The sequence below is a fragment of the Corynebacterium sp. KPL1818 genome, assembly GCF_000478135.1.
Lineage (GTDB): Bacteria > Actinomycetota > Actinomycetes > Mycobacteriales > Mycobacteriaceae > Corynebacterium > Corynebacterium accolens.
In genome coordinates this window covers 1-20,354 of record NZ_KI515760.1, presented here as the reverse complement: position 1 = coordinate 20,354, position 20,354 = coordinate 1, and the positions used below count along the sequence as shown (strand labels likewise).

Genomic DNA, 20,354 nt, shown 5'->3' with positions numbered 1-20,354 from the left:
GTTCTTTAAGGCACTAACTTAGACAAGTCAGCCTTATACCTATTCACACTCTAGCAAACTTTGTGATTCTGCCAACAAGTTTACGGGCATCAAAATACCTGCCATGCAACCGGAACTGTTCTACACTGGCGGCATGAGTACTCCAGAAATCACCCTGCCAGCAGATCTCTTGCCTTCCGATGGCCGCTTTGGCTGCGGCCCCTCCAAGGTGCGTCCCGCCCAAATCGAGGCCATAGACCCCGCTATCGTGGGCACCTCGCACCGCCAGCCGGCGGTGAAAAACCTCGTGGGATCCGTACGCGAGGGCTTAAGCGATCTCTTCTCGCTTCCTGAAGGGTACGAGATCGTCCTGTCTTTGGGCGGCGCCACCGCCTTTTGGGACGCGGCCACCTTTGGCCTCATCGAGCGCCGGTCGGCCCACCTGACCTTTGGCGAGTTCTCCACCAAGTTTGCCAAGGCAGCCTCCAAGGCCCCGTGGCTCGATGCCCCGGCTCTTACCGAATCCCCCGCCGGCACCGCCCCGGATCCGCGCGAGCTTGCTGCCGATGCCGATGTCGCCGCCTGGGCCCACAATGAAACCTCAACCGGTGCGATGACGGAGGTCGTTCGCCCCCACCCCCACAACGACCAGCAGCTCGTGCTTGTCGATGCCACCTCTGGCGCCGGCGGCCTTCCCGTCAATATCGCAGAGACCGACGTGTACTACTTTTCGCCGCAGAAGTGCTTTGCTTCCGACGGCGGACTCTGGCTCGCCGCGATGTCCCCGGCGGCCTTAGAGCGCATCGAAAAGATCAACAACTCCGACCGCTTCATTCCGGAGTTTTTGAACCTGCAGACCGCGGTAAACAACTCCCGCAAGAACCAGACCTATAACACCCCGGCGATCGCCACCCTGCTCATGCTGGATAACCAGATCAAGTGGATGAATGACAACGGCGGGCTCGACGGCATGGTCAAGCGCACCACCGAGTCCTCCTCCACGCTGTACAACTGGGCCGAAGCCCGGCCGGAGGCCACCCCGTTCGTCAGCGACCCGGCGGCGCGCTCCCTAGTCGTGGGCACCATCGATTTCGATGACTCCGTGGATGCCGCCCACCTTGCCGCCACCCTGCGCGCCAACGGCATCCTCGATGTCGAGCCGTACCGCAAGCTGGGCCGCAACCAGCTGCGCGTGGGCATGTTCCCGGCGATTGAGCCTGGGGACATCGCCAAGCTCACGCAGTGCATCGACTACGTGCTGGATGCCAACTAAGTCATCAACATGCCCCGCCGCCTCGCATGGCGCGGGGCCTTTTCGCGTTATAGTTGACTGCATCACAGATCCGTCCTTCCGTCGATAGGCAAAGGAGCGCCACACTATGCGCGAGCTGTTTCTCGTTGACAGCGAATCGAGCGAAGACTCATTGGTGCTACGCACCGAAGAAGGCGAAGAGTTTTCCCTTCCCATCACCGATGAGCTGCGTTCCGCCCTCACGCCCGCCGCTAGCAAGCCGGAGCCGCCGAAGCTAGCGCCGATGCCCAAGCCCTCCCACGAAGAGGAAGAAAAGCAGATCCGGCCGGCAGAGATCCAAAACCGCATCCGCGCCGGCGCGTCCACCGCGGAGCTCGCGGAAGAGATGCACGTGGATGAATCGCGCATCGAGCCCTTCGCCTACCCGGTCATGCTGGAGCGCAACCGCATTTCTGAGGTGGCCAAGCAGGCCCACCCGGTGCGCGAAGACGGCCCGGCCAAGCTCACCCTGTGGGAAGTACTGGCAAGCTCCTTTGCCGCCCGCGGTCACTCCCTCTCGGAGTCCACGTGGGATGCCTACCGCCACCAAGGCGAGCCGTGGGTTGTGCGGGTGACCTGGAAGGCTGGCCTTTCTGAAAACGAGGCGGAATGGACCTTCAAGCAGTCCATGTCCTCCCCCGCTACGGTCGAGGCCCGCAACTCGGTCGCGGCAGATCTTACGGACCCGGACTTCGTGCAGCCGGTGCGCTCGCTAACCTCCCTGGGCAGCGGCCGCTACGACGAAGCCATTGACGGCGATCAGCCCGCCAATGTCACCGATATTTCCGGTTCCAGCGAAGGGACGGAAGAAGAGGAATTCCTGCAGAATCCTTCCTCCGAAGCCAAGCCCTCGAAGCGCCGCCGCAAGGCCGTCACCCCACACTGGGAGGACGTGCTCTTGGGCGTTCGTTCCAATACCAAGCGCCCGAGGGACTAAACAGTGGACATCTCTCATGCCGTTCTCACGCTGTGGTACATCTCCAAGCCCGGCGCCGAAGAAGTTCTCAAGACCGAGCCCAAGGCGGACCGCGGTTTCGGCCGCAAGTTCCTAGCCCAGCTCAATCCCAAATTCCCGGTCACCCCGATCGGGCAATTCCCCCTCAACCGCTCCGCGCAGACGGATCCGAATGAGTACTACATCGGCGGCTATCCAGGCATTACCGTGGTGCAAACGGTCTGCGAGGGCGATTCCGTCCTGCTCTCCCAACTGCCGCAAGACCTCTTAAACGCGGTCCCCGCCCAGCGGGTCATCGCGCTGGTCAGCAACGCGGACGAGGACTATGCGGGCTTCGCACTGTGGGAAGGCGGCGAGCTCAAGCGCTGCCTGTGCGCCACGCGCGACCGCCTCTACGAGGACACTGGCCTGCCCGAGCCCTTTGAGGCGCCGTTCTGGGCCGGTGAAAAGGACGAATCCCTCGGCGGCATTTCGCTGCCGTTTAGGCCCCACAGCATCATGGAGGCCGCCCAGGAACACTGGTTGGGCATCACCGTGGGGAGGGAAGGCCCAGACCTGGACGTCGTGGGCTATGCCGTGGACGGGCGCCCCGAACCCAAGATCGATCCGCCCAAGCCAAAGCAGCCGGTCAGCGAGTTCGCCGCCCAATCAGCGAATAAGCTGGGCCTGAACGATTATGACGACTACGAGGATCACGATGCCGAGCCGGATTCCACTGGCGATGAGATCCTTTCTACCGCCAAGCACCTCGGCTCGTTGATTGGCAACTGGCTGCGTCAGACGTTCAAGTCGCTCAAGGAACGCTGGCGCTCATAAAAGGAAATGGCGGCCGCGGTCGCAACATTTAGGGAATCGGTACCTGGGGCCATCGGTATCCGCGCGCGGATATCGGTGGCCTTCATTGCGTGCTCGGTAAGCCCGGGGCCCTCCGCGCCAACCAGCATGGCCACCTTGTCCTGCCCGTGCATGGCCTCTGCCAGGTGCACCGCTTGGGGGTTGGGGGTTAAGGAAATGAGGGTAAAGGAGGCATCGGCAAGCGCCTGCAAGGAGCGCTGCCACGTAGTGAAACCGCCCTCTAAATGCGCAAACGGCACGCGCAGCACGTGGCCCATGGATACGCGCACCGAGCGGCGATAGAGCGGATCCGCCGCACCCGAGCCGAGCAATACCGCATCCACATTCATGCCGGCCGCGTGGCGGAAAATGGCGCCGATGTTTTCATGATCCCCCACGCCCTCCAGCACGGCGATGGTGCGGGCCTGCTCCAGGATCTCACCCACCTCCGGCTCTGGGGCGCGGTCCGCAGCGGCAACCAGCCCGCGGTGCATATCGAAGCCCGCGACCTCTGCAAGGGTCTCGCGCGAGACCTCGTAAACGGGGCACTCGGGCTCGCCGTACTCGGCAAAGAAGGCCTCCAGCTTCTGGGGAAAACCCACCAGGCAACGCATGGGAAACCGCGATTCCATGAGGCGGGCTGCCACCAAGGGGCCTTCTGCAATGACCAAACCCTCGCCGGATTTATCGGATTTGTTGAGGTTCCGAATATCGTCCAGGCGAGGGTCACGGGGATCAGAAATATGCATGCCTTCCAGGCTAGCCGATGGCCTCCGAAATCGGATCGATGCCAAAGTAAATGACGAACAAGCCAGCAAGCAGCCACATGATCCAGTGCACCTGCTTAGCCTTGCCCGCGAAGGTGGACATGAGCGCGAAGGTAATAAAGCCCACGCCGATGCCGTTGGCAATGGAATAGGTAAACGGCATGACCACGATGGTAAGAAAGGCTGGGATGGCCACTTCCATACGCGTCCACGGAATATCCGTGAGCTGCGCGGCCATCATCACACCGACGATGACTAGGACCGGCGCGGCGGCCTCGATGGGCACGATTTCATAGAGCGGGGTGAAAAACATGGCGGCGATAAACAGCAGGCCGGTCATGATATTGGCCAGGCCGGTGCGCGCGCCATCGGCAATGCCGGCAGAGGAATCCGCAAAAACGGTATTCGAGGATGCCGAGCCCAGACCACCGGCCACCGCGCCGGCGCCTTCCACGACCAGCGCCTTCTTCATACCCGGCAGGTTGCCGTTGTCATCCACGAGCTTGGCCTGCTTGCCCAGCCCGGTCATGGTGCCCATGGCATCAAAGAAGTTGGTCAGCAGCAGGGTGAAGATGAGCAGGACCGTGGAAATCACGCCAATATTGGCAAAGGCGCCAACCAGGTTCACATCGCCCACGATGGAAAGATCCGGCAGGCCTCCCAGCGCCTCCGGGCTCTCCGGGGCGGCCATGCCCCAGTCCTCGGAGTCCGTGAGCGCCTGAACAATAAAGGCAATCACGGTATTGAGGATGATGGCAATAAATAGCCCGCCCGGCACATTGCGGATGACCATAAAGGCACAAATAATAAGGCCGATGACGAAGACCACCGCCGGCCAGGTGGCAATCGAACCATTGATTCCCAGGCCCACCGGCACGGTGGTCTGTGCGGCATCGGGCACGCGGGTGACAAACCCGCCGTCCACGAAGCCGATCATGGCGATGAACATGCCGATGCCCACGCCCATCGCGGCCTTCATGGGCTGCGGGATGGCATCAAATACCGCGGTGCGGAATCCGGACACGGCGAGCAGGACGATAATAAGGCCCTCGATTACCACCAGGCCCATGGCTTCTTGCCAGGTCAGCCCACTGGTGGCGACCATGCTGATGGCCACGAAGGTATTCATGCCCAGGCCCGCGGCCATGGCGAAGGGGTACTTCGCAATCGCGCCGAAGGCAATGGACATCACGCCGGCGACCAGCGCCGTGGCGGCCGCAACCTGCGGCACGCCTAAGGTATAGCCCTCCGCGTCCGGGCTCGTGCCCAGGATCAGCGGGTTGAGCAAAATAATATATGCCATGGCGAAGAACGAGACCGTTCCCGCACGTAGCTCGGTTCCGATGGTGGAACCGCGTTCAGAAATGTGGAAATAGCGATCGAGAGTGGCTTTCACGCCGTGCCCTTTCACGTAGAGCGGTATTTTTACGCCCTAAGTGTGCTGCCTTAATCCTCAAAATCAAAATCTTGGTAAATGGGCTTTTCATCATCGAAGGCCGCGGCCGGCGCCTTCTCCTCGCTCACCCGCGTCTGCGAATGCGCACCGCAACCGTAGCGCGCATGTACAACGCGACCATCGGCGGAATACTCGTTGGCGCATACCCCAAAGTTATCCATGAATTGCATATAAAAAGCGCACGTGCGGCACTGCAGGTGCGCCTTGGCCGCCATCTCCGAGGTTGGGCCATATTCTTCTTGCCAGCGATGCTTGGCATCCGCCAGCCCCTTGGCGGAAAGCTCATCTCCATTCAGGCGCTCATCATCGATGGCCGGCGGCATGAGGTCTCCCGGGCCCAAATCCCCCGGCAGCACGCGATCCTCATACGGCACCCACTCCGGGGCCTGCAGCGCCTCCCCGCCCGGCACCAGCGCCACCTCGTTGACGGTGACGTAGCGCGAGCCATCCGCGCACGCGAGCACGGCCTGCCATTCCCAGCCTGGGTAGCCCGGCATATCCGCCGCAAAGCGATGGGTGACAACGTTGCGGCCCATTCCGGCGACGCCCCTATGCTTGCCGATGCCCCCTTCCCCCACCTCTTCCAATGCCTCACGCGCAATGCGCACGGCGCGGGAATCGATCAACGGATTTGCTTTTCGCTTACTCACGCCCCTCATTATTCATGATGACCCGCCAACAGTGGTACATATGGTGCATGTCGTTTCTCCGCCGCGCCGCGCTCATTGCCGTGCCCTGCTGCGCCTTAACCGCCTGCTCTTCTGATGCTTCTGAATCTTCCTCCCCCGAGCACCTATCAGTGGAAGTCCTCGATACCGCGCCGCTGCCAGAGAACTCCTTCACGCAAGGCCTAGAAGAAGACGACGCGGGCAACCTCCTGCTCGGTACCGGGCAATGGGGCGAGTCCCGCCTCATCCGCTTCTCCCCTGAAAGCGACGAGGTCCTGCAGGAACACGCCCTCGATAACTCGCTTTTTGGGGAAGGCATTACCCAATATGGCGATTCCATCTGGCAGTTGACCTGGAAGCGCGGGCAGGCCCTGCGCTATGACGGCGACTTTCAGCGCACTGGGACCGCCACCTATACCGGCGAAGGCTGGGGACTTTGTGCCAACCAGGACGAGCTCATCATGTCCGATGGCACCTCTACCCTGCGGCACATGGATCCGGAAACCTTTGCGGAGCGCTCCACCACCGAGGTCACCCTCAAGGGCTCGCCTGTAGAAGATCTCAACGAGCTGGAATGCGTGGACGGTGATGTCTATGCCAACGTGTGGCAGACCAACGATATCTACCGCATCGATCCCTCCTCTGGGGAGGTCACCGCGGTGATTTCTACCGATGCCATCGATAAATCGAAATACACCGATCCCGATGATGTCTTAAATGGCATCGCCCATATCAAGGGCACCGATGAATTCTGGCTTACCGGCAAGCGGTGGGATGAGCTCTACCGCGTTCGAGTAAAGTAATGGGCCATGGCAACTCGTAAGGAAGCAAGGAAAAAGTCGCTGCTGCAAATCCTCGCGCTCATCGTGGTCGTGGCGGTCATCGTCGCCTCCGCGGTGATCTTCCAGAGCTGGCGCAATTCGCGGCCAGGCCCTGAGCCGAGTGAAATCGCGATTACCGCCTCCGTGGGAGATAACTCCAAGGAGGTCACGCCCTACCTCGTGTGCGAGCCGGGAACCGATTGCCCTGAAGGCGATGTCCCCCAGCTAACGGTGGGCGAGGATGACACCTTGCACCTGGAAATCCCCGAGGAGATTTCTAATCACGAATGGAAGGTGCTGTCCATTTATGATGACCCCGCCGCCAATGATGAGACCTCTCACGGTGCGAATGAAACGACCGAGGTAGATATCCCCGGTTCGGTAGATCCCATCGAGGCATCGACTGGCGAGCGCCCCCGGCTCATGGTGGTGGAGGTCTCCTCCCTCATGATTGGCACCGACGACGATGGCGAAGAAACCCCCCTCGCCACCGTGTGGTCCCTATCCACCATGGATAATTAACTATCTAAATCCTTCGCAATCGCGCGGAGGATTTCTGCTACTTGGCGCCCGGTCTTGCGCTCGGGGTAGCGCCCCGAGTTCAGCACCGGCTGCACCTGGGATTCCAGCAGGGTCATGACATCAGAGACCATGCTGCCGAGCTCTTCCGGCTTGCGCGACGGCGTGCGGCGGCGCGGCTTATCCAGCACGCGCACCCGCAGCGCCTGCGGCCCGCGGCGCCCCGCCGCAAAATCGAATTCGATGCGCTGGCCCGGAAAGATTTCTTCTACTCCCTTGGGCAGGACATTCCGGCCAACGTAGACGTCTTCATCGCCCGGGTTGCTAACGAAACCGAAACCTTTCTCGGCGTCATACCACTTCACTTTGCCAATGGGCATAGGTATCCACCTCTTCTCTTGGGTAAATTCTTAAGTTTAGCTGGAAGTTATACAGAACAGAAGTTCCACATGTAATGTGATACAGTTCACACCGCCGCGCCTACCTGCGGAAACTTTGCGGACAGAACCACAATAGTCTCAATTCTTTCCCATTTAGTGCCCAGAACGTGACTATTTCGTTATAAACCACTACGCTGGCCCTCAGTGTCGCCGCAAAGAAGGTTTCCCCGCCCATCCTTTCTTCTAGGCGCAAAACATTTCCACGAAAACGGGCACCACGGAAAGGACTACTTTTATGGGACGCCACTCCGCTAAGACTAACCACTTTGCCGCTAAGTTCACCGCAGGCACCGTTGCCTTGGGTGCAGCCGCCGCCATCATGGCACCGAACGCCGCCGCTGCCCCTGACTCCGACTGGGACCGCCTCGCACAGTGCGAGTCCGGCGGCGACTGGCACATCAACACCGGCAATGGCTACCACGGCGGCCTGCAGTTCAACGCGCAGACCTGGCAGGCATACGGCGGCGGTGAATTCGCCCCTACCGCTAACCAGGCAACCCGCGAGCAGCAGATTGTCATCGCTGAGCGCACCCTGGCTAACCAGGGCTGGGGCGCATGGCCCGCATGCTCGGCCTCCCTCGGCCTGAACTCCGCGCCGACCGAGCGCACCGCTCCTTCCGCACCCGCTGAGGCACCGCAGCCAGTGCAGCAGGCAGTAGAAAACAAGTCCGATGAGCTCGCCGTAGACGCCGTCTACAACCTCGTTAAGGACACCGCTAACGCTTATGGCCTGCAGCTGCCGGCGCAGTTCACCGACTTCTACCACGCCAACCGCCACGACTTTAACGCGTTCTACTCCGCAAACCGCAACGTCATCGACCCGGTTGCACAGCTGGTTGAGAACTTCAGCCGCTAACAAGCGCATAAAAATTCCCCTTGCCTTTCACAGCAAGGGGAATCTTTTAGCGGTTGATGCGGGTATAAGGATGAACGTAGTTCAACTTCTCTGCCGGCATCGGCAGCACCAAGTCATCGCCGTAGGGGCTGGAAGCACCAGCAAAAGGCGCAGAAATTTCCGTAATTGCATGCTCGCGGTGTTCATTGTCCGGCCACGCCGGGGAAACAAAGCCATTCTTTTCATTCGACATAGCTTTATTATTTCAAACCTCGGGCAAAAACGTAACTCAATCCGGCGCTAAAATTGTGATTTATCATGACTCAGCCCTCCCACCTCCCGCATTTTCGCACCTGGCTTAATTCCCTTTCAGAAGAGGAACTGGCCACCATCCTTCGCCACCGCCCCGATGTTTTAACCCCGCTGCCGCCCTCCATCGCGGCGCTAGCCACGCGCCTCCTCTTGCGCACCTCCATCGCCCGAGCGCTAGCAGAGTGTAACGCACAGCAGTTGGCGGTGCTGGAGGACATCGCCAAGCGCGGCGGCGAGCTTGCAGAGGTAGAAGACCACAACCCCGAAATTACCCGCGAGCTCAAGGAGCGCGGCCTCGCCTTCGGCGCGGTGCAGATTCCGCCAGAGGTCATGCCTGCGCTGCCCACCGGCTGGTCGCTGCTTAATCAGCTCGAGGTATCGCCCACAACAATCGATGCCCTTGCTGAAGACGAACGCCACGTCCTTGCCACCCTGGCGCGCTCCAATGGCATCGGTACCACCCGCGAGACCAATCCGTCCCACCCCGTGCCGCGCTTGATTGCCAAGCAGCTCTTACAGCGCGTCGACTCCCAGACCGTTCGCCTCCCGCGCGAGGTGCACCGCGCGATGAAGGGGCACACCGTTCCGCACATTCCCACCGAGCCCTCCGCGCGCCGCGGCCAGCCCACCGCTGACCGCAAGGCCGATGACGCCGGTACCGCCGCGGGCCTGTCGGTAGTGCGAGCCATGCAACAGCTCATTTCTGCCCTGGGTGCCCGGCCGATCGAGCTTCTCAAGGATAAAACCGTCGGCGTGCGCCCCCTTGCCCAGCTCAGCAAGCAGCTGGGCATCGCGGAACCAGAACTGCGCCGCCTGATAACGCTTGGCCTATCTGCGCGGCTTATCAACCGCGGCGAACCGTCCGGGTACGAGGGAAACTTCCTCGCGCCCACCGACTCCGCCCAAGAGTGGCTCGATGCAGGACTAGCCGCGCAGTGGCGCGTGCTCCTCGCAGCCTGGGAACATTCCCCGTGGACCCCATGGGAATCGGGCCGGGTGCTTTCTACCAGCACCGACCGCCTGCCCAAGTTCCGCCGGCACATCCTCGATGTGTACCTCCACTCCGCAGAGCCGCTTTCCGCAGCTGAATTTCAAGCGGATTTGCACTTTTCCTTTCCGCTTTTTGCCACGCACACCTCCCCGGAGACCATCGAGGAGCTGCACCGCGAGGCCGAATGGATCGGTGCCATCGCGCTCGGGCGAGCCACCAGCGTGCTCATCGATGGCTTCGCCGCGGCCGATTCCCTGACCCCAGAGACCATCGACTATTTCCTCGTCCAAGCTGATATGACCGTGCTCGTGCCAGGGCCCCTCGAACCCGCGGCCCACCACACCCTGGAGTCCCTCGCGGATCTGGAATCGCCCGGCTTGGCCAGCGTCTACCGCATCAGCGATGCCTCGCTCCGCCGCGGCCTCGACCGCGGGATGACGGGCACGGAAATCCACGATTTCTTCGCCGCACATGGCGATGTCCCGCATACATTGGAGTTCCACATCGAGGACATCGCCAAGCGCCACGGCACCTTGCGCTCTGGGCCTGCCCTGTCCTACCTGCGCAGCGAGGACCCAGCCCTCTTGCAGATCGCCGCGAAGGCCGCCCCGCTGCGCCTGCTGGCCCCCACGGTCGCGATTTCCCAGCTGCGCGTCAGCGAGCTGTTGGAGCGCCTGCGCGAAAACGGCCTCTCCCCCGCTGCCGAGGACGAAAACGGCGCTAGCCTGTCCATCGCGCCCGAGCCCGCGACGCTTCCCACACCCAGCCCCCGCGCCCAAGCCGCTCCGCCGGATATCGCCCGTGCACTGCGCAACCTCACCACCGGCGAGGCCCCGAGCCTGCCCAACCTGGATCTGGTCCACGCCGCCGCGCGCACCGCACGCCCCATCACCATTGGCTACGCCGATAAAAATGGCAATACCAAGACCCGCACCGTCACCCCACTGACCGTCGCCGGTGGCCAAATCGATGCCCGCGCCGCCGATGGCTCCACCATCCGGTTTCCCTTGCACCGCATCACCTCCGTTACCCTAGACGCATGAACGGACCCCTGATTGTGCAGTCGGACAAGACCGTCTTGCTGGAAGTCGATCATCCAGATTCCGCAGCTGCGCGCACCGCCCTCGCGCCGTTCGCGGAGCTGGAGCGCGCCCCAGAGCACGTGCATACCTACCGCATTACTTCCCTGGCACTCTGGAATGCCCGCGCCGCCGGGCACGACGCCGAGCAGGTCGTCGATGTCCTAGAAACCTACTCCCGGTTCCCGGTCCCGCAATCGCTGCTTGTCGATGTCGCCGAGACCATGTCACGCTACGGCCGAGTCCGCCTCCACGCCCACCCCGCCCACGGGCTCATCCTCGAATCAGAAGAGCCTGCCATCCTTACCGAGCTCTCCCGCGGCAAGGTAGGAAAACTGCTTGGTGCGCGCATTGATGACAACACCATCGCCGTCGCACCCTCTGAGCGCGGCCGCCTCAAGCAGGAACTCCTCAAGGCCGGCTGGCCCGCCGAAGACCTCGCCGGCTATATCGACGGCGAATCCCACCCCATCGCGCTCAACGAGGACGGCTGGCACCTGCGCGATTACCAGGAATACGCCACCGATGCCTTCTGGTCCGGCGGGTCTGGCGTCGTCGTGCTGCCCTGCGGTGCCGGCAAAACCATCGTCGGTGCCGCCGCCATGGCAAAGGCGCAATCCACCACCCTCATCTTGGTTACCAATACCGTCGCCGGCCGCCAGTGGCGCGACGAGCTCCTGCGCCGCACGACGCTTTCCGCCAACGACATCGGCGAGTACTCCGGTGAAAAGAAAGAAATCAAGCCGATCACCATCGCCACCTATCAAGTGGTCACCCGAAAAACCAAGGGTGAGTACCGCGCCCTTGAACTCTTCGATTCCCGCGACTGGGGCCTTATTATCTACGACGAAGTACACCTGCTGCCCGCACCCGTATTCCGCATGACCTCGGACCTGCAATCGCGGCGCCGGCTAGGGCTTACCGCCACCCTCGTGCGCGAGGATGGCAGGGAGGGCGATGTCTTCTCCCTCATCGGCCCGAAGCGCTACGATGCGCCGTGGAAAGAGCTGGAAATGGCCGGCTACATCGCCACCGCGGAATGCATTGAGGTCCGTGTAGATATGGACCCAGAAGAACGCATGCTCTATGCCACCGCGCAGCCGCGCGACCGCTACCGCATCGCGGCCCAAGCCTCCGCGAAGCTCCGCGCCGTGGACAAGATCCTCGCCTCCCACGATCAGCAGGCGCTAATCATCGGTGGCTACGTGGACCAGCTCCGAGAACTCGGCACGCACCTCGACTGCCCCGTCATCGATGGCTCCACGTCCACTTCCAAGCGCGAAAAACTCTTCCAGCAGTTCCGCGAGGGAAGCTTGCCCACGCTCGTCGTCTCTAAAGTCGCGAACTTTTCCATCGACCTTCCCGAGGCCGCATTGGCTATCCAAGTATCTGGAACCTTTGGGTCCCGCCAAGAAGAAGCGCAACGCTTAGGCCGCCTGCTTCGCCCGAAAGAAACCGAGGCCCTGTTTTATACGCTCGTAACCCGCGATAGCCTCGATGCCGACTATGCCATGCACCGCCAACGCTTCCTCGCCGAGCAAGGATATGCCTACCGGCTGATGGACGCAGTAGACTTGGGTTAATGAAAATCTTTAAGTTCGACGTTGACGAGTCCTTTGCTAAGTCCAATAATGAGCTACTTCGTGATTCCAACCGCCTGCGCGTGTCCGGGCTTATCTTCGGGCTGATTCTCGTAATCGCCGGTGCCGCCGTGTGGTGGAGGTTTTCTTGGGGTATTACCTTGGGATTAGGGCTTATCCTGTTCGGCATTGTCGTGGCGATTGTCGGCGTTGCCGCCGCCAGCAAGGTGGGAACGGCGCAATCTCTCTATGACTCCTATCCGCTGGCTCCCGCCGTCATCGCGGAGGTCAACGAGCGTGACATGGTCCTCATGGCTTTGGTCAATACCAACGTGGATCCTTCCCTGCCCCCGCGTTGGGGCGCGTGCCTGCGCACGGTATCTGCCATCCCCGGCGTTCAGCGCACCGTGGGCACCAAGGTTCCCGTCGCCGCCGTTTCCGGCCAACGTTCTTCATCCGATAAGGAGCATTGGCAGCAGATCTCTCCCATGCCTATTGCATGGGGAACCCCCGATGCTGAAACCGTCACCATCGCCCGCAAGTCCATCCCACAGGACCAATGGCAGCGCCTAGAGCGCGCCCGCAAGCGGCTTTCCGATGTCAAAGCAACCCGCTATGACCTACTCGTCCTCTAGCTAGGACTCTCAAGCACCAGATTGTTTCTGGTGCTTTTTCTTTTACCTATGTCAAATGGCTAAAGGTAAATATTGCGTCGGTGTCCTACATCGATGACGTTGACGACCACAGCTTCATCGAGGATAGAAACAATCACCCGATAATCCCCTACTCTCCATCGCCACAATCCAGACTTGTCCGCAACGAGTCCTTTACCGCGCACACGGGGATCGTCTAACTCTGCTACCTCGCGAAGAAACTTACTGATTTGTTTCTGCACGGGTTTGTCAAGCTTCCGAAACGACTTTGCCGCACGCGGGGTGAACTCAATCGACCAAGCCACACTCGTCCTCTAAGTCCTGCAGGGAGATTGTGTCCAATTCTCCGCGTCGTGCTGCTTCGGCTTCGGCTTCAAGCGCATACACATACTCAAGTTCATCTAGGTAGGAATCTAGGGCCTTGCGAAGATAGAAGGCCCCAGTCCGCCCAGTCCGCGAAGCAAGCGCATCTAGGCGCTCTTTCTGCTTCGCGTTAACGCGCAAACTAATTACTGACTCGCTCATGTAAACATGTTTACAACAAGTAAAGCGATTTGTACACCACCCTGTGAGCATTGCCGGCGCTTTGCTGTGGTCACGTCGTACTGCTGACTCCCTTCTCACCCATAGGCACAAATTGAGCGTTTTCTCGGTAGCCGAATCAAGTGATAAAGGAAAACGCGTCCAGTCTCCTTAAGACGACATACCGCTCTGCATAGCGGCACCGTAGATCTGTCAAGAGCGTGTTGAAATCCGCATCCCAGGGCGCTCCCAGCTCCGACGACTTTTCTCTCATGGTCTGCAGCAGCTCGATGCCCATGTCACGACCGACCTTCGTCGAATCTAGGTAAGTTGTGACATTGTCGCGAACGAAAGGAAGGACCTGCGCCGGGAGGTCATCGAGGAACCGTTGCGCCATTGGCCGTTCCATTCCCGCCTTAACGACGGTGCTCCAGGCAAGTCCAGGGTCTTCAAGGCACAAGTGCTGAAACATCACCAAATCCCATGGCTTATCCTCCAACGTGTGTTGTATATGCGCCGCCGATTCCGCCTTGTCGGGGGCGACTGCATAGAGTTCCTGAGCGGACGGTAGTTCCGGGTACGTATCGAATACTTTTCGGGCGACGCGTTCCGAATGTTCGGGAAAATGCTCCCTGGCAAGAACAGCCCAACCCGAGGCTATATTTCGGGTTTCCTCCACGGCGCACTCGTTAACCGCCTTCTCGGACCAATCGAAGGCAAGACCATAGCGGCCGATGTCACAAAGGCCGCCAATGATCTCCTCATATCGCAACGCCGCACTTCCCTTGAGACCATGGGTCCGAAGAACGGCATCAGCACTGCCTTCAAGCACCGCTAGCCGACGCCCCACGTATCCACTACCTTGCTCCGCCGTATTCCACGAACGGATGCGAGCCACCCCCTCTTCACCAAAGGCAGGTGCCAAATAGACTGGGTCGAGGTCGATTTCTTCCGCTGGGAGAATCTCATTCATTCGTATAAACCAGCCAGCCAAAGCGCAACCAGAATAACTAGCTTGCTGTGCCGCGAAAGGAACTACCCGCGCCAAGACTTCGCCGGCATCCCTTACGGCATGGGCATAATCATTCACCCTAGGGATAGTCTTGAGAATCTCTTCTACAGCGTCTAGAGAAACAAGCACAATATCGGACGGACTCGGCGGCACAATCCCGAGAAGTTGTGCAGGATTCTCCACTGCTTGTTCTAATAGTTCAGCAGCTTCAAATATGCGGTCGCTGTAATACACCCCGCGTTCACCCTTGTACAGATCAGGGTCATTGGTCCGAACGAGATCGGTTACCGCCTGTGCAAGAGTCCTCATAGGCTACATTATAGAAAACTATGGGACCACGAAAAAGAGGGGCAAGGTCACCGTTGAAATCGGTGTCCTTGCCCCTCTCGGCACAAACCTTATTTTGTTGTTTTTGTTGTTTGTTGTCGGCGGTGACTTACTCTCCCACAACCTCCCGGTTGCAGTACCATCAGCGCGTACAGGCTTAGCTTCCGGGTTCGGAATGGGACCGGGCGTTTCCCTGTAGCTATTAACCACCGACAAACCTATTAGAACACTACCCACCACATGTGTGTGTGGTGTTGTGTCAGATACTGCATAGTGGACGCGACACACGGAATGTGTACATTTTGTTTACTCGCTAAACAAGAACACTCTTCAACTTCCCTTAAACCACATGGTGTTCGGGGGTTGTTGTGGTGTGTTTGTTTTGGTCAATTAGTACCAGTAGCCTTCACACCTTACAGTGCTTCCAAGTCTGGCCTATCTACCCCATAGTCTTTAGGGGACCTCAAAAGAAACCTCATCTTAAAACAGGCTTCCCGCTTAGATGCTTTCAGCGGTTATCCCTTCCGTACGTAGCCAACCAGCGATACCCCTGGCGGGATAACTGGCACACTAGAGGTACGTCCGTCCCGGTCCTCTCGTACTAGGGACAGCCTTCTTCAAGTTTCAACGCGCGCGGCGGATAGAGACCGAACTGTCTCACGACGTTCTGAACCCAGCTCGCGTGCCGCTTTAATGGGCGAACAGCCCAACCCTTGGGACCTACTCCAGCCCCAGGATGCGACGAGCCGACATCGAGGTGCCAAACCATCCCGTCGATATGGACTCTTGGGGAAGATCAGCCTGTTATCCCCGGGGTACCTTTTATCCGTTGAGCGACACCACATCCACAAGTAGGTGCCGGATCACTAGTCCCGACTTTCGTCCCTGCTCGACATGTCTGTCTCACAGTCAAGCTCCCTTGTGCACTTACACTCACCACCTGATTGCCAACCAGGCTGAGGGAACCTTTGGGCGCCTCCGTTACATTTTGGGAGGCAACCGCCCCAGTTAAACTACCCACCAGGCACTGTCCCCAACCCAGATCATGGGCCAAGGTTAGATGCTCAATCCGATCAGAGTGGTATTTCAACAACGACTCCACCACCACTAGCGTGATAGCCTCAACGTCTCCCACCTATCCTACACAAACCGAACCAAACACCAATACCAAGCTATAGTGAAGGTCCCGGGGTCTTTTCGTCCTGCCGCGCGTAACGAGCATCTTTACTCGTAATGCAATTTCACCGGGCCTGTGGTCGAGACAGCAGAGAAGTCGTTACGCCATTCGTGCAGGTCGGAACTTACCCGACAAGGAATTTCGCTACCTTAGGATGGTTATAGTTACCACCGCCGTTTACTGGGGCTTAAATTCTCAGCTTCGCAACCACAAAGGTTACTAACCGGTCCTCTTAACCTTCCAGCACCGGGCAGGCGTCAGTCCATATACATCAACTTAACGTCTTCGCATGGACCTGTGTTTTTGATAAACAGTCGCTTCCCTCTATTCTCTGCGACCCCACAACACTCCAACCGCACAGGTCTTCACGTCACAGGGCCCCCCTTCTCCCGAAGTTACGGGGGCATTTTGCCGAATTCCTTAACCACAGTTCACCCGAACGCCTTAGTATCTTCAACCTGACCACCTGTGTCGGTTTAGGGTACGGGCCATACACACACTCGCTAGAGGCTTTTCTCGACAGTACAGGATCACCACCATCAACCCTTTTAGGGTCTACGCATCACGCCTCAACCACAAAGTGCGGCGGATTTACCTACCACACGGCCTACACGCTTACACCACCAATCCAATAAGTGGCGCGGCTACCTCACTGCGTCACCCCATCACTTGAACCACACATCAGGCCCCACGACATCAACACCACCAACACTCAAAAAAGTGAACAGGTAGCGTATCCGCAGTGGTTAGTATCCGTGCTTTATCATGGGCGCACATGTACGGGTACCAGAATATCAACTGGTTATCCATCGACTACGCCTGTCGGCCTCGCCTTAGGTCCCGACTCACCCTGGGAAGACGAACTTGACCCAGGAACCCTTAGTCATCCGGCGGTAAGGATTCTCACCTTACAATTCGTTACTCATGCCTGCATTCTCACTCGCACACAGTCCACGCCTCCTCACGGTAACGCTTCCACCCATGCACGACGCTCCCCTACCCAAACAACGTATGTTGCTTGCCGCGGCTTCGGCGGTGTACTTGAGCCCCACTACATTGTCGGCGCAGAACCACTCGACCAGTGAGCTATTACGCACTCTTTCAAGGATGGCTGCTTCTAAGCCAACCTCCTGGCTGTCTTCGCGATCCCACATCCTTTTCCACTTAGTACACCCTTAGGGGCCTTAACCGGCGATCTGGGCTGTTTCCCTCTCGACTATGAAGCTTATCCCCCACAGTCTCACTGCCGCACAACACAATTGATGGCATTCGGAGTTTGGCTGACATTGCTAAGATTGTAGTCCCGCTCAACCAACCAGTCGCTCTACCTCCACCAAGCTAAATGCGACGCTGCACCTAAATGCATTTCGGGGAGAACCAGCTATCACGGAGTTTGATTGGCCTTTCACCCCTACCCACAGCTCATCCCCGCAGTTTTCAACCTACGTGGGTTCGCGCCTCCACAACCTCTTACAGCTGCTTCACACTGGCCATGGGTAGATCACCCCGCTTCGGGTCCAGGACATGCCACTTATCACCCCATTAGGATTCGGTTTCCCTACGGCTACCCCACACGGGTTAACCTCGCGACATGCCGCTGACTCGCAGGCTCATTCTTCAAAAGGCACGCCATCACACACAAACAGGTGCTCTGACGGATTGTAAGCACATGGTTTCAGGAACTATTTCACTCCCCTCCCGGGGTACTTTTCACCATTCCCTCACGGTACTATCCACTATCGGTCACACTGAGTATTTAGGCTTACCGGGTGGTCCCGGCAGATTCACAACAGATTCCACGAGCCCGTTGCTACTCGGGAACCCAACAACCCCCACATCATCATCTTCAGCTACAGGACTCTCACCTACTCCGGTAGATCATTCCAAACCACTTCACCTAACAACAATGCACAGGGCGTGCCACTGGTAGATGACACAAAGCTAGGCCCCACAACACCGCACACACAACCCCTACCAGGTATCACATGCACACGGTTTAGCCTCATCCACGTTCGTTCGCCACTACTAGCAGAATCATTATTATTTTCTCCTCCTACGGGTACTGAGATGTTTCACTTCCCCGCGTAACCCCCACAACAGCTATGAATTCACTGAAGGGTAACCCCACATAACCAGGGCCAGGTTTCCCCATTCGGACATCCTCGGATCAACGCTTTATTGACAACTCCCCGAGGCTTAACGCAGCCTTACACGTCCTTCATCGGCTCAGCATGCCAAGGCATCCACCATGTGCCCTAAATAACGAACACACCAACCACCACACACAAACCACACAACACAAAGGTCACACAATCCGTATGCAGTGGCAACAAGTGAACTTGACAAAATAAACAAAAAGAAAAATCACATCACACACAAGACACCACAAGCACAAAAACAAGTGGCATCATGTGAGATGCTCGCGTCCACTATACAGTTCTCACACAACACCCCAACCAGCAACAAACACCACCACAACAGACGACGCTCATCAACCAGTCAGGCACACACAAAAGGGGATAATGCCCCAGACACCCAACAATGCACCAACGTACAATCAACACTCATTTTCGTATACATGGACACTTTTACGCATGTCACAAAGCACTGTCTCAACACTTAGACCTGCTGATTAAGGTGTATGTCCTACCCGGAATTTCCAAACATCGGTGGCAGCAGAACACTCGCCTACTCAACCACCAACCCACCATCAAACAACAGTGGGCAACCCACAACTGTGGGTCATGGCTGCAACTGCAGCCAAAATAAAAGCTCCTTAGAAAGGAGGTGATCCACCCGCACCTTCCGGTACGGGTACCTTGTTACGACTTCGTCCCAATCGCCGATCCCACCTTCGACGGCTCCCTAACACGTTTAGGCCACCGGCTTCGGGTGTTACCAACTTTCATGACGTGACGGGCGGTGTGTACAAGGCCCGGGAACGTATTCACCGCAGCATTGCTGATCTGCGATTACTAGCGACTCCGACTTCATGGGGTCGAGTTGCAGACCCCAATCCGAACTAAGGCCGGCTTTCAGCGATTCGCTCCACCTCACAGTGTCGCAGCGCGTTGTACCGACCATTGTAGCATGTGTGAAGCCCTGGACATAAGGGGCATGATGATTTGACGTCATCCCCACCTTCCTCCGAGTTAACCCCGGCAGTCTCTCATGAGTCCCCAACCAAATGCTGGCAACATAAGACAAGGGTTGCGCTCGTTGCGGGACTTAACCCAACATCTCACGACACGAGCTGACGACAACCATGCACCACCTGTACACCAACCACAAAGGGAAACTACATCTCTGCAGCGATCTGATGTATGTCAAGCCCAGGTAAGGTTCTTCGCGTTGCATCGAATTAATCCACATGCTCCGCCGCTTGTGCGGGCCCCCGTCAATTCCTTTGAGTTTTAGCCTTGCGGCCGTACTCCCCAGGCGGGGCGCTTAATGCGTTAGCTACGGCACGAAAGTCGTAGAAAGACCCTCACACCTAGCGCCCACCGTTTACGGCATGGACTACCAGGGTATCTAATCCTGTTCGCTACCCATGCTTTCGCTCCTCAGCGTCAGTAACTGCCCAGTAACCTGCCTTCGCCATCGGTGTTCCTCCTGATATCTGCGCATTTCACCGCTACACCAGGAATTCCAGTTACCCCTACAGCACTCAAGTTATGCCCGTATCGCCTGCACGCCCGGAGTTAAGCCCCAGAATTTCACAGACGACGCGACAAACCACCTACGAGCCCTTTACGCCCAGTAATTCCGGACAACGCTCGCACCCTACGTATTACCGCGGCTGCTGGCACGTAGTTAGCCGGTGCTTCTTATCTAGGTACCGTCACAAAAAGCTTCGTCCCTAGCGAAAGGAGTTTACAACCCGAAGGCCTTCATCCCCCACGCGGCGTCGCTGCATCAGGCTTGCGCCCATTGTGCAATATTCCCCACTGCTGCCTCCCGTAGGAGTCTGGGCCGTATCTCAGTCCCAATGTGGCCGTACACCCTCTCAGGCCGGCTACCCGTCGCCGCCTTGGTAGGCCATTACCCCACCAACAAGCTGATAGGCCGCGAGCTCATCCTACACCGAAAAAACTTTCCAACCACCACACTAAAGATGGCTCCTATCCGGTATTAGA

The 20,354-nt window shown here is 58.6% G+C and carries 17 protein-coding genes and 3 rRNA genes; 9 read left to right on the top strand and 11 right to left on the bottom strand.

Annotated elements, in window-relative coordinates:
• The first annotated feature begins 133 nt into the window (after window positions 1-133).
• From serC to HMPREF1261_RS09675, 3 genes are all read left to right on the top strand, one after another.
• The gene (serC, locus tag HMPREF1261_RS09685; protein ID WP_034658428.1) at window positions 134-1,252 is read left to right on the top strand and encodes a phosphoserine transaminase; all 1,119 of its coding nucleotides are present in this window, start codon (window positions 134-136) and stop codon (window positions 1,250-1,252) included.
• Window positions 1,253-1,358: 106 nt separating this feature from the next.
• Window positions 1,359-2,207, top strand: a complete 849-nt coding sequence (gene sepH, locus HMPREF1261_RS09680; RefSeq protein WP_023030812.1) for a septation protein SepH — start codon at window positions 1,359-1,361, stop codon at window positions 2,205-2,207.
• Window positions 2,208-2,210: 3 nt separating this feature from the next.
• Entirely contained in the window at window positions 2,211-3,041 is an 831-nt protein-coding gene (locus tag HMPREF1261_RS09675) for a hypothetical protein (RefSeq protein WP_023030811.1), read from the top strand.
• Here HMPREF1261_RS09675 and HMPREF1261_RS09670 read toward each other — a convergent pair.
• The 3 genes from HMPREF1261_RS09670 to HMPREF1261_RS09660 are packed head-to-tail and all read right to left on the bottom strand — an operon-like array spanning window position 3,002 to window position 5,941.
• Window positions 3,002-3,808, bottom strand: coding sequence for an RNA methyltransferase (locus HMPREF1261_RS09670; RefSeq protein WP_005279837.1), 807 nt, complete (start codon window positions 3,806-3,808; stop codon window positions 3,002-3,004). The two genes, HMPREF1261_RS09675 and HMPREF1261_RS09670, sit on opposite strands and share 40 nt — an antisense overlap.
• Window positions 3,809-3,818: 10 nt before the next feature.
• Window positions 3,819-5,222 carry an NCS2 family permease gene (locus HMPREF1261_RS09665; RefSeq protein WP_023030810.1) on the bottom strand — a complete coding sequence of 468 codons (1,404 nt, stop codon included), beginning with the start codon at window positions 5,220-5,222 and terminating at the stop codon, window positions 3,819-3,821.
• A 50-nt stretch (window positions 5,223-5,272) separates the two neighbouring features.
• Window positions 5,273-5,941 (bottom strand): DUF3027 domain-containing protein, encoded by a 669-nt coding sequence (locus HMPREF1261_RS09660; RefSeq protein ID WP_023030809.1) that lies wholly within the window; start codon window positions 5,939-5,941, stop codon window positions 5,273-5,275.
• A gap of 5 nt (window positions 5,942-5,946) precedes the next feature.
• On the opposite strand from HMPREF1261_RS09660, the gene HMPREF1261_RS09655 reads away from it, so the two are divergent.
• On the top strand, window positions 5,947-6,753 hold the full coding sequence (locus HMPREF1261_RS09655; RefSeq protein WP_023030808.1) for a glutaminyl-peptide cyclotransferase: 807 nt from the start codon (window positions 5,947-5,949) through the stop codon (window positions 6,751-6,753).
• 6 nt (window positions 6,754-6,759) lie between these two features.
• Complete coding sequence (locus HMPREF1261_RS09650; RefSeq protein WP_023030807.1) at window positions 6,760-7,293, top strand: DUF2771 domain-containing protein; 534 nt, start codon at window positions 6,760-6,762, stop codon at window positions 7,291-7,293.
• Here HMPREF1261_RS09650 and HMPREF1261_RS09645 read toward each other — a convergent pair.
• Window positions 7,290-7,670: a cold-shock protein gene (locus HMPREF1261_RS09645; RefSeq protein WP_005279828.1), complete on the bottom strand. Its 381-nt coding sequence runs from the start codon at window positions 7,668-7,670 to the stop codon at window positions 7,290-7,292. The two genes, HMPREF1261_RS09650 and HMPREF1261_RS09645, sit on opposite strands and share 4 nt — an antisense overlap.
• A 295-nt stretch (window positions 7,671-7,965) precedes the next feature.
• Here HMPREF1261_RS09645 and HMPREF1261_RS09640 point away from each other — a divergent pair, with 295 nt between their 5' ends.
• Window positions 7,966-8,586, top strand: coding sequence for a resuscitation-promoting factor Rpf1 domain-containing protein (locus HMPREF1261_RS09640; RefSeq protein ID WP_005281857.1), 621 nt, complete (start codon window positions 7,966-7,968; stop codon window positions 8,584-8,586).
• Between the two features lie 46 nt (window positions 8,587-8,632).
• Here HMPREF1261_RS09640 and HMPREF1261_RS09635 read toward each other — a convergent pair whose 3' ends face one another.
• On the bottom strand, window positions 8,633-8,818 hold the full coding sequence (locus tag HMPREF1261_RS09635; RefSeq protein ID WP_005279826.1) for a hypothetical protein: 186 nt from the start codon (window positions 8,816-8,818) through the stop codon (window positions 8,633-8,635).
• A gap of 65 nt (window positions 8,819-8,883) precedes the next feature.
• Between HMPREF1261_RS09635 and HMPREF1261_RS09630 the strand changes: the two genes are divergently transcribed.
• The 3 genes from HMPREF1261_RS09630 to HMPREF1261_RS09620 are packed head-to-tail and all read left to right on the top strand — an operon-like array spanning window position 8,884 to window position 13,162.
• Window positions 8,884-10,911, top strand: a complete 2,028-nt coding sequence (locus HMPREF1261_RS09630) for a helicase-associated domain-containing protein (RefSeq protein WP_023030806.1) — start codon at window positions 8,884-8,886, stop codon at window positions 10,909-10,911.
• Window positions 10,908-12,530, top strand: coding sequence for a DNA repair helicase XPB (locus tag HMPREF1261_RS09625; RefSeq protein WP_023030805.1), 1,623 nt, complete (start codon window positions 10,908-10,910; stop codon window positions 12,528-12,530). Before HMPREF1261_RS09630 ends, HMPREF1261_RS09625 begins: the two co-directional genes overlap by 4 nt.
• The gene (locus HMPREF1261_RS09620; protein ID WP_023030804.1) at window positions 12,530-13,162 is read left to right on the top strand and encodes a DUF3239 domain-containing protein; all 633 of its coding nucleotides are present in this window, start codon (window positions 12,530-12,532) and stop codon (window positions 13,160-13,162) included. Before HMPREF1261_RS09625 ends, HMPREF1261_RS09620 begins: the two co-directional genes overlap by 1 nt.
• Before the next feature lie 59 nt (window positions 13,163-13,221).
• Here HMPREF1261_RS09620 and HMPREF1261_RS09615 read toward each other — a convergent pair whose 3' ends face one another.
• From HMPREF1261_RS09615 to HMPREF1261_RS09590, 6 genes are all read right to left on the bottom strand, one after another.
• Window positions 13,222-13,485, bottom strand: coding sequence for a type II toxin-antitoxin system RelE/ParE family toxin (locus tag HMPREF1261_RS09615; protein WP_023017564.1), 264 nt, complete (start codon window positions 13,483-13,485; stop codon window positions 13,222-13,224).
• Complete coding sequence (locus HMPREF1261_RS09610) at window positions 13,469-13,705, bottom strand: hypothetical protein (RefSeq protein WP_005279821.1); 237 nt, start codon at window positions 13,703-13,705, stop codon at window positions 13,469-13,471. Before HMPREF1261_RS09610 ends, HMPREF1261_RS09615 begins: the two co-directional genes overlap by 17 nt.
• A 136-nt stretch (window positions 13,706-13,841) precedes the next feature.
• Window positions 13,842-15,023, bottom strand: a complete 1,182-nt coding sequence (locus tag HMPREF1261_RS09605; RefSeq protein WP_023030803.1) for a hypothetical protein — start codon at window positions 15,021-15,023, stop codon at window positions 13,842-13,844.
• Window positions 15,024-15,137: 114 nt separating this feature from the next.
• Window positions 15,138-15,255: ribosomal RNA gene (rrf, locus tag HMPREF1261_RS09600) — 5S ribosomal RNA — on the bottom strand.
• Window positions 15,256-15,412: 157 nt separating this feature from the next.
• Window positions 15,413-18,488 (bottom strand): 23S ribosomal RNA (locus tag HMPREF1261_RS09595).
• A gap of 510 nt (window positions 18,489-18,998) precedes the next feature.
• Window positions 18,999-20,354, bottom strand: a 16S ribosomal RNA gene (locus tag HMPREF1261_RS09590); the annotation flags it as partial.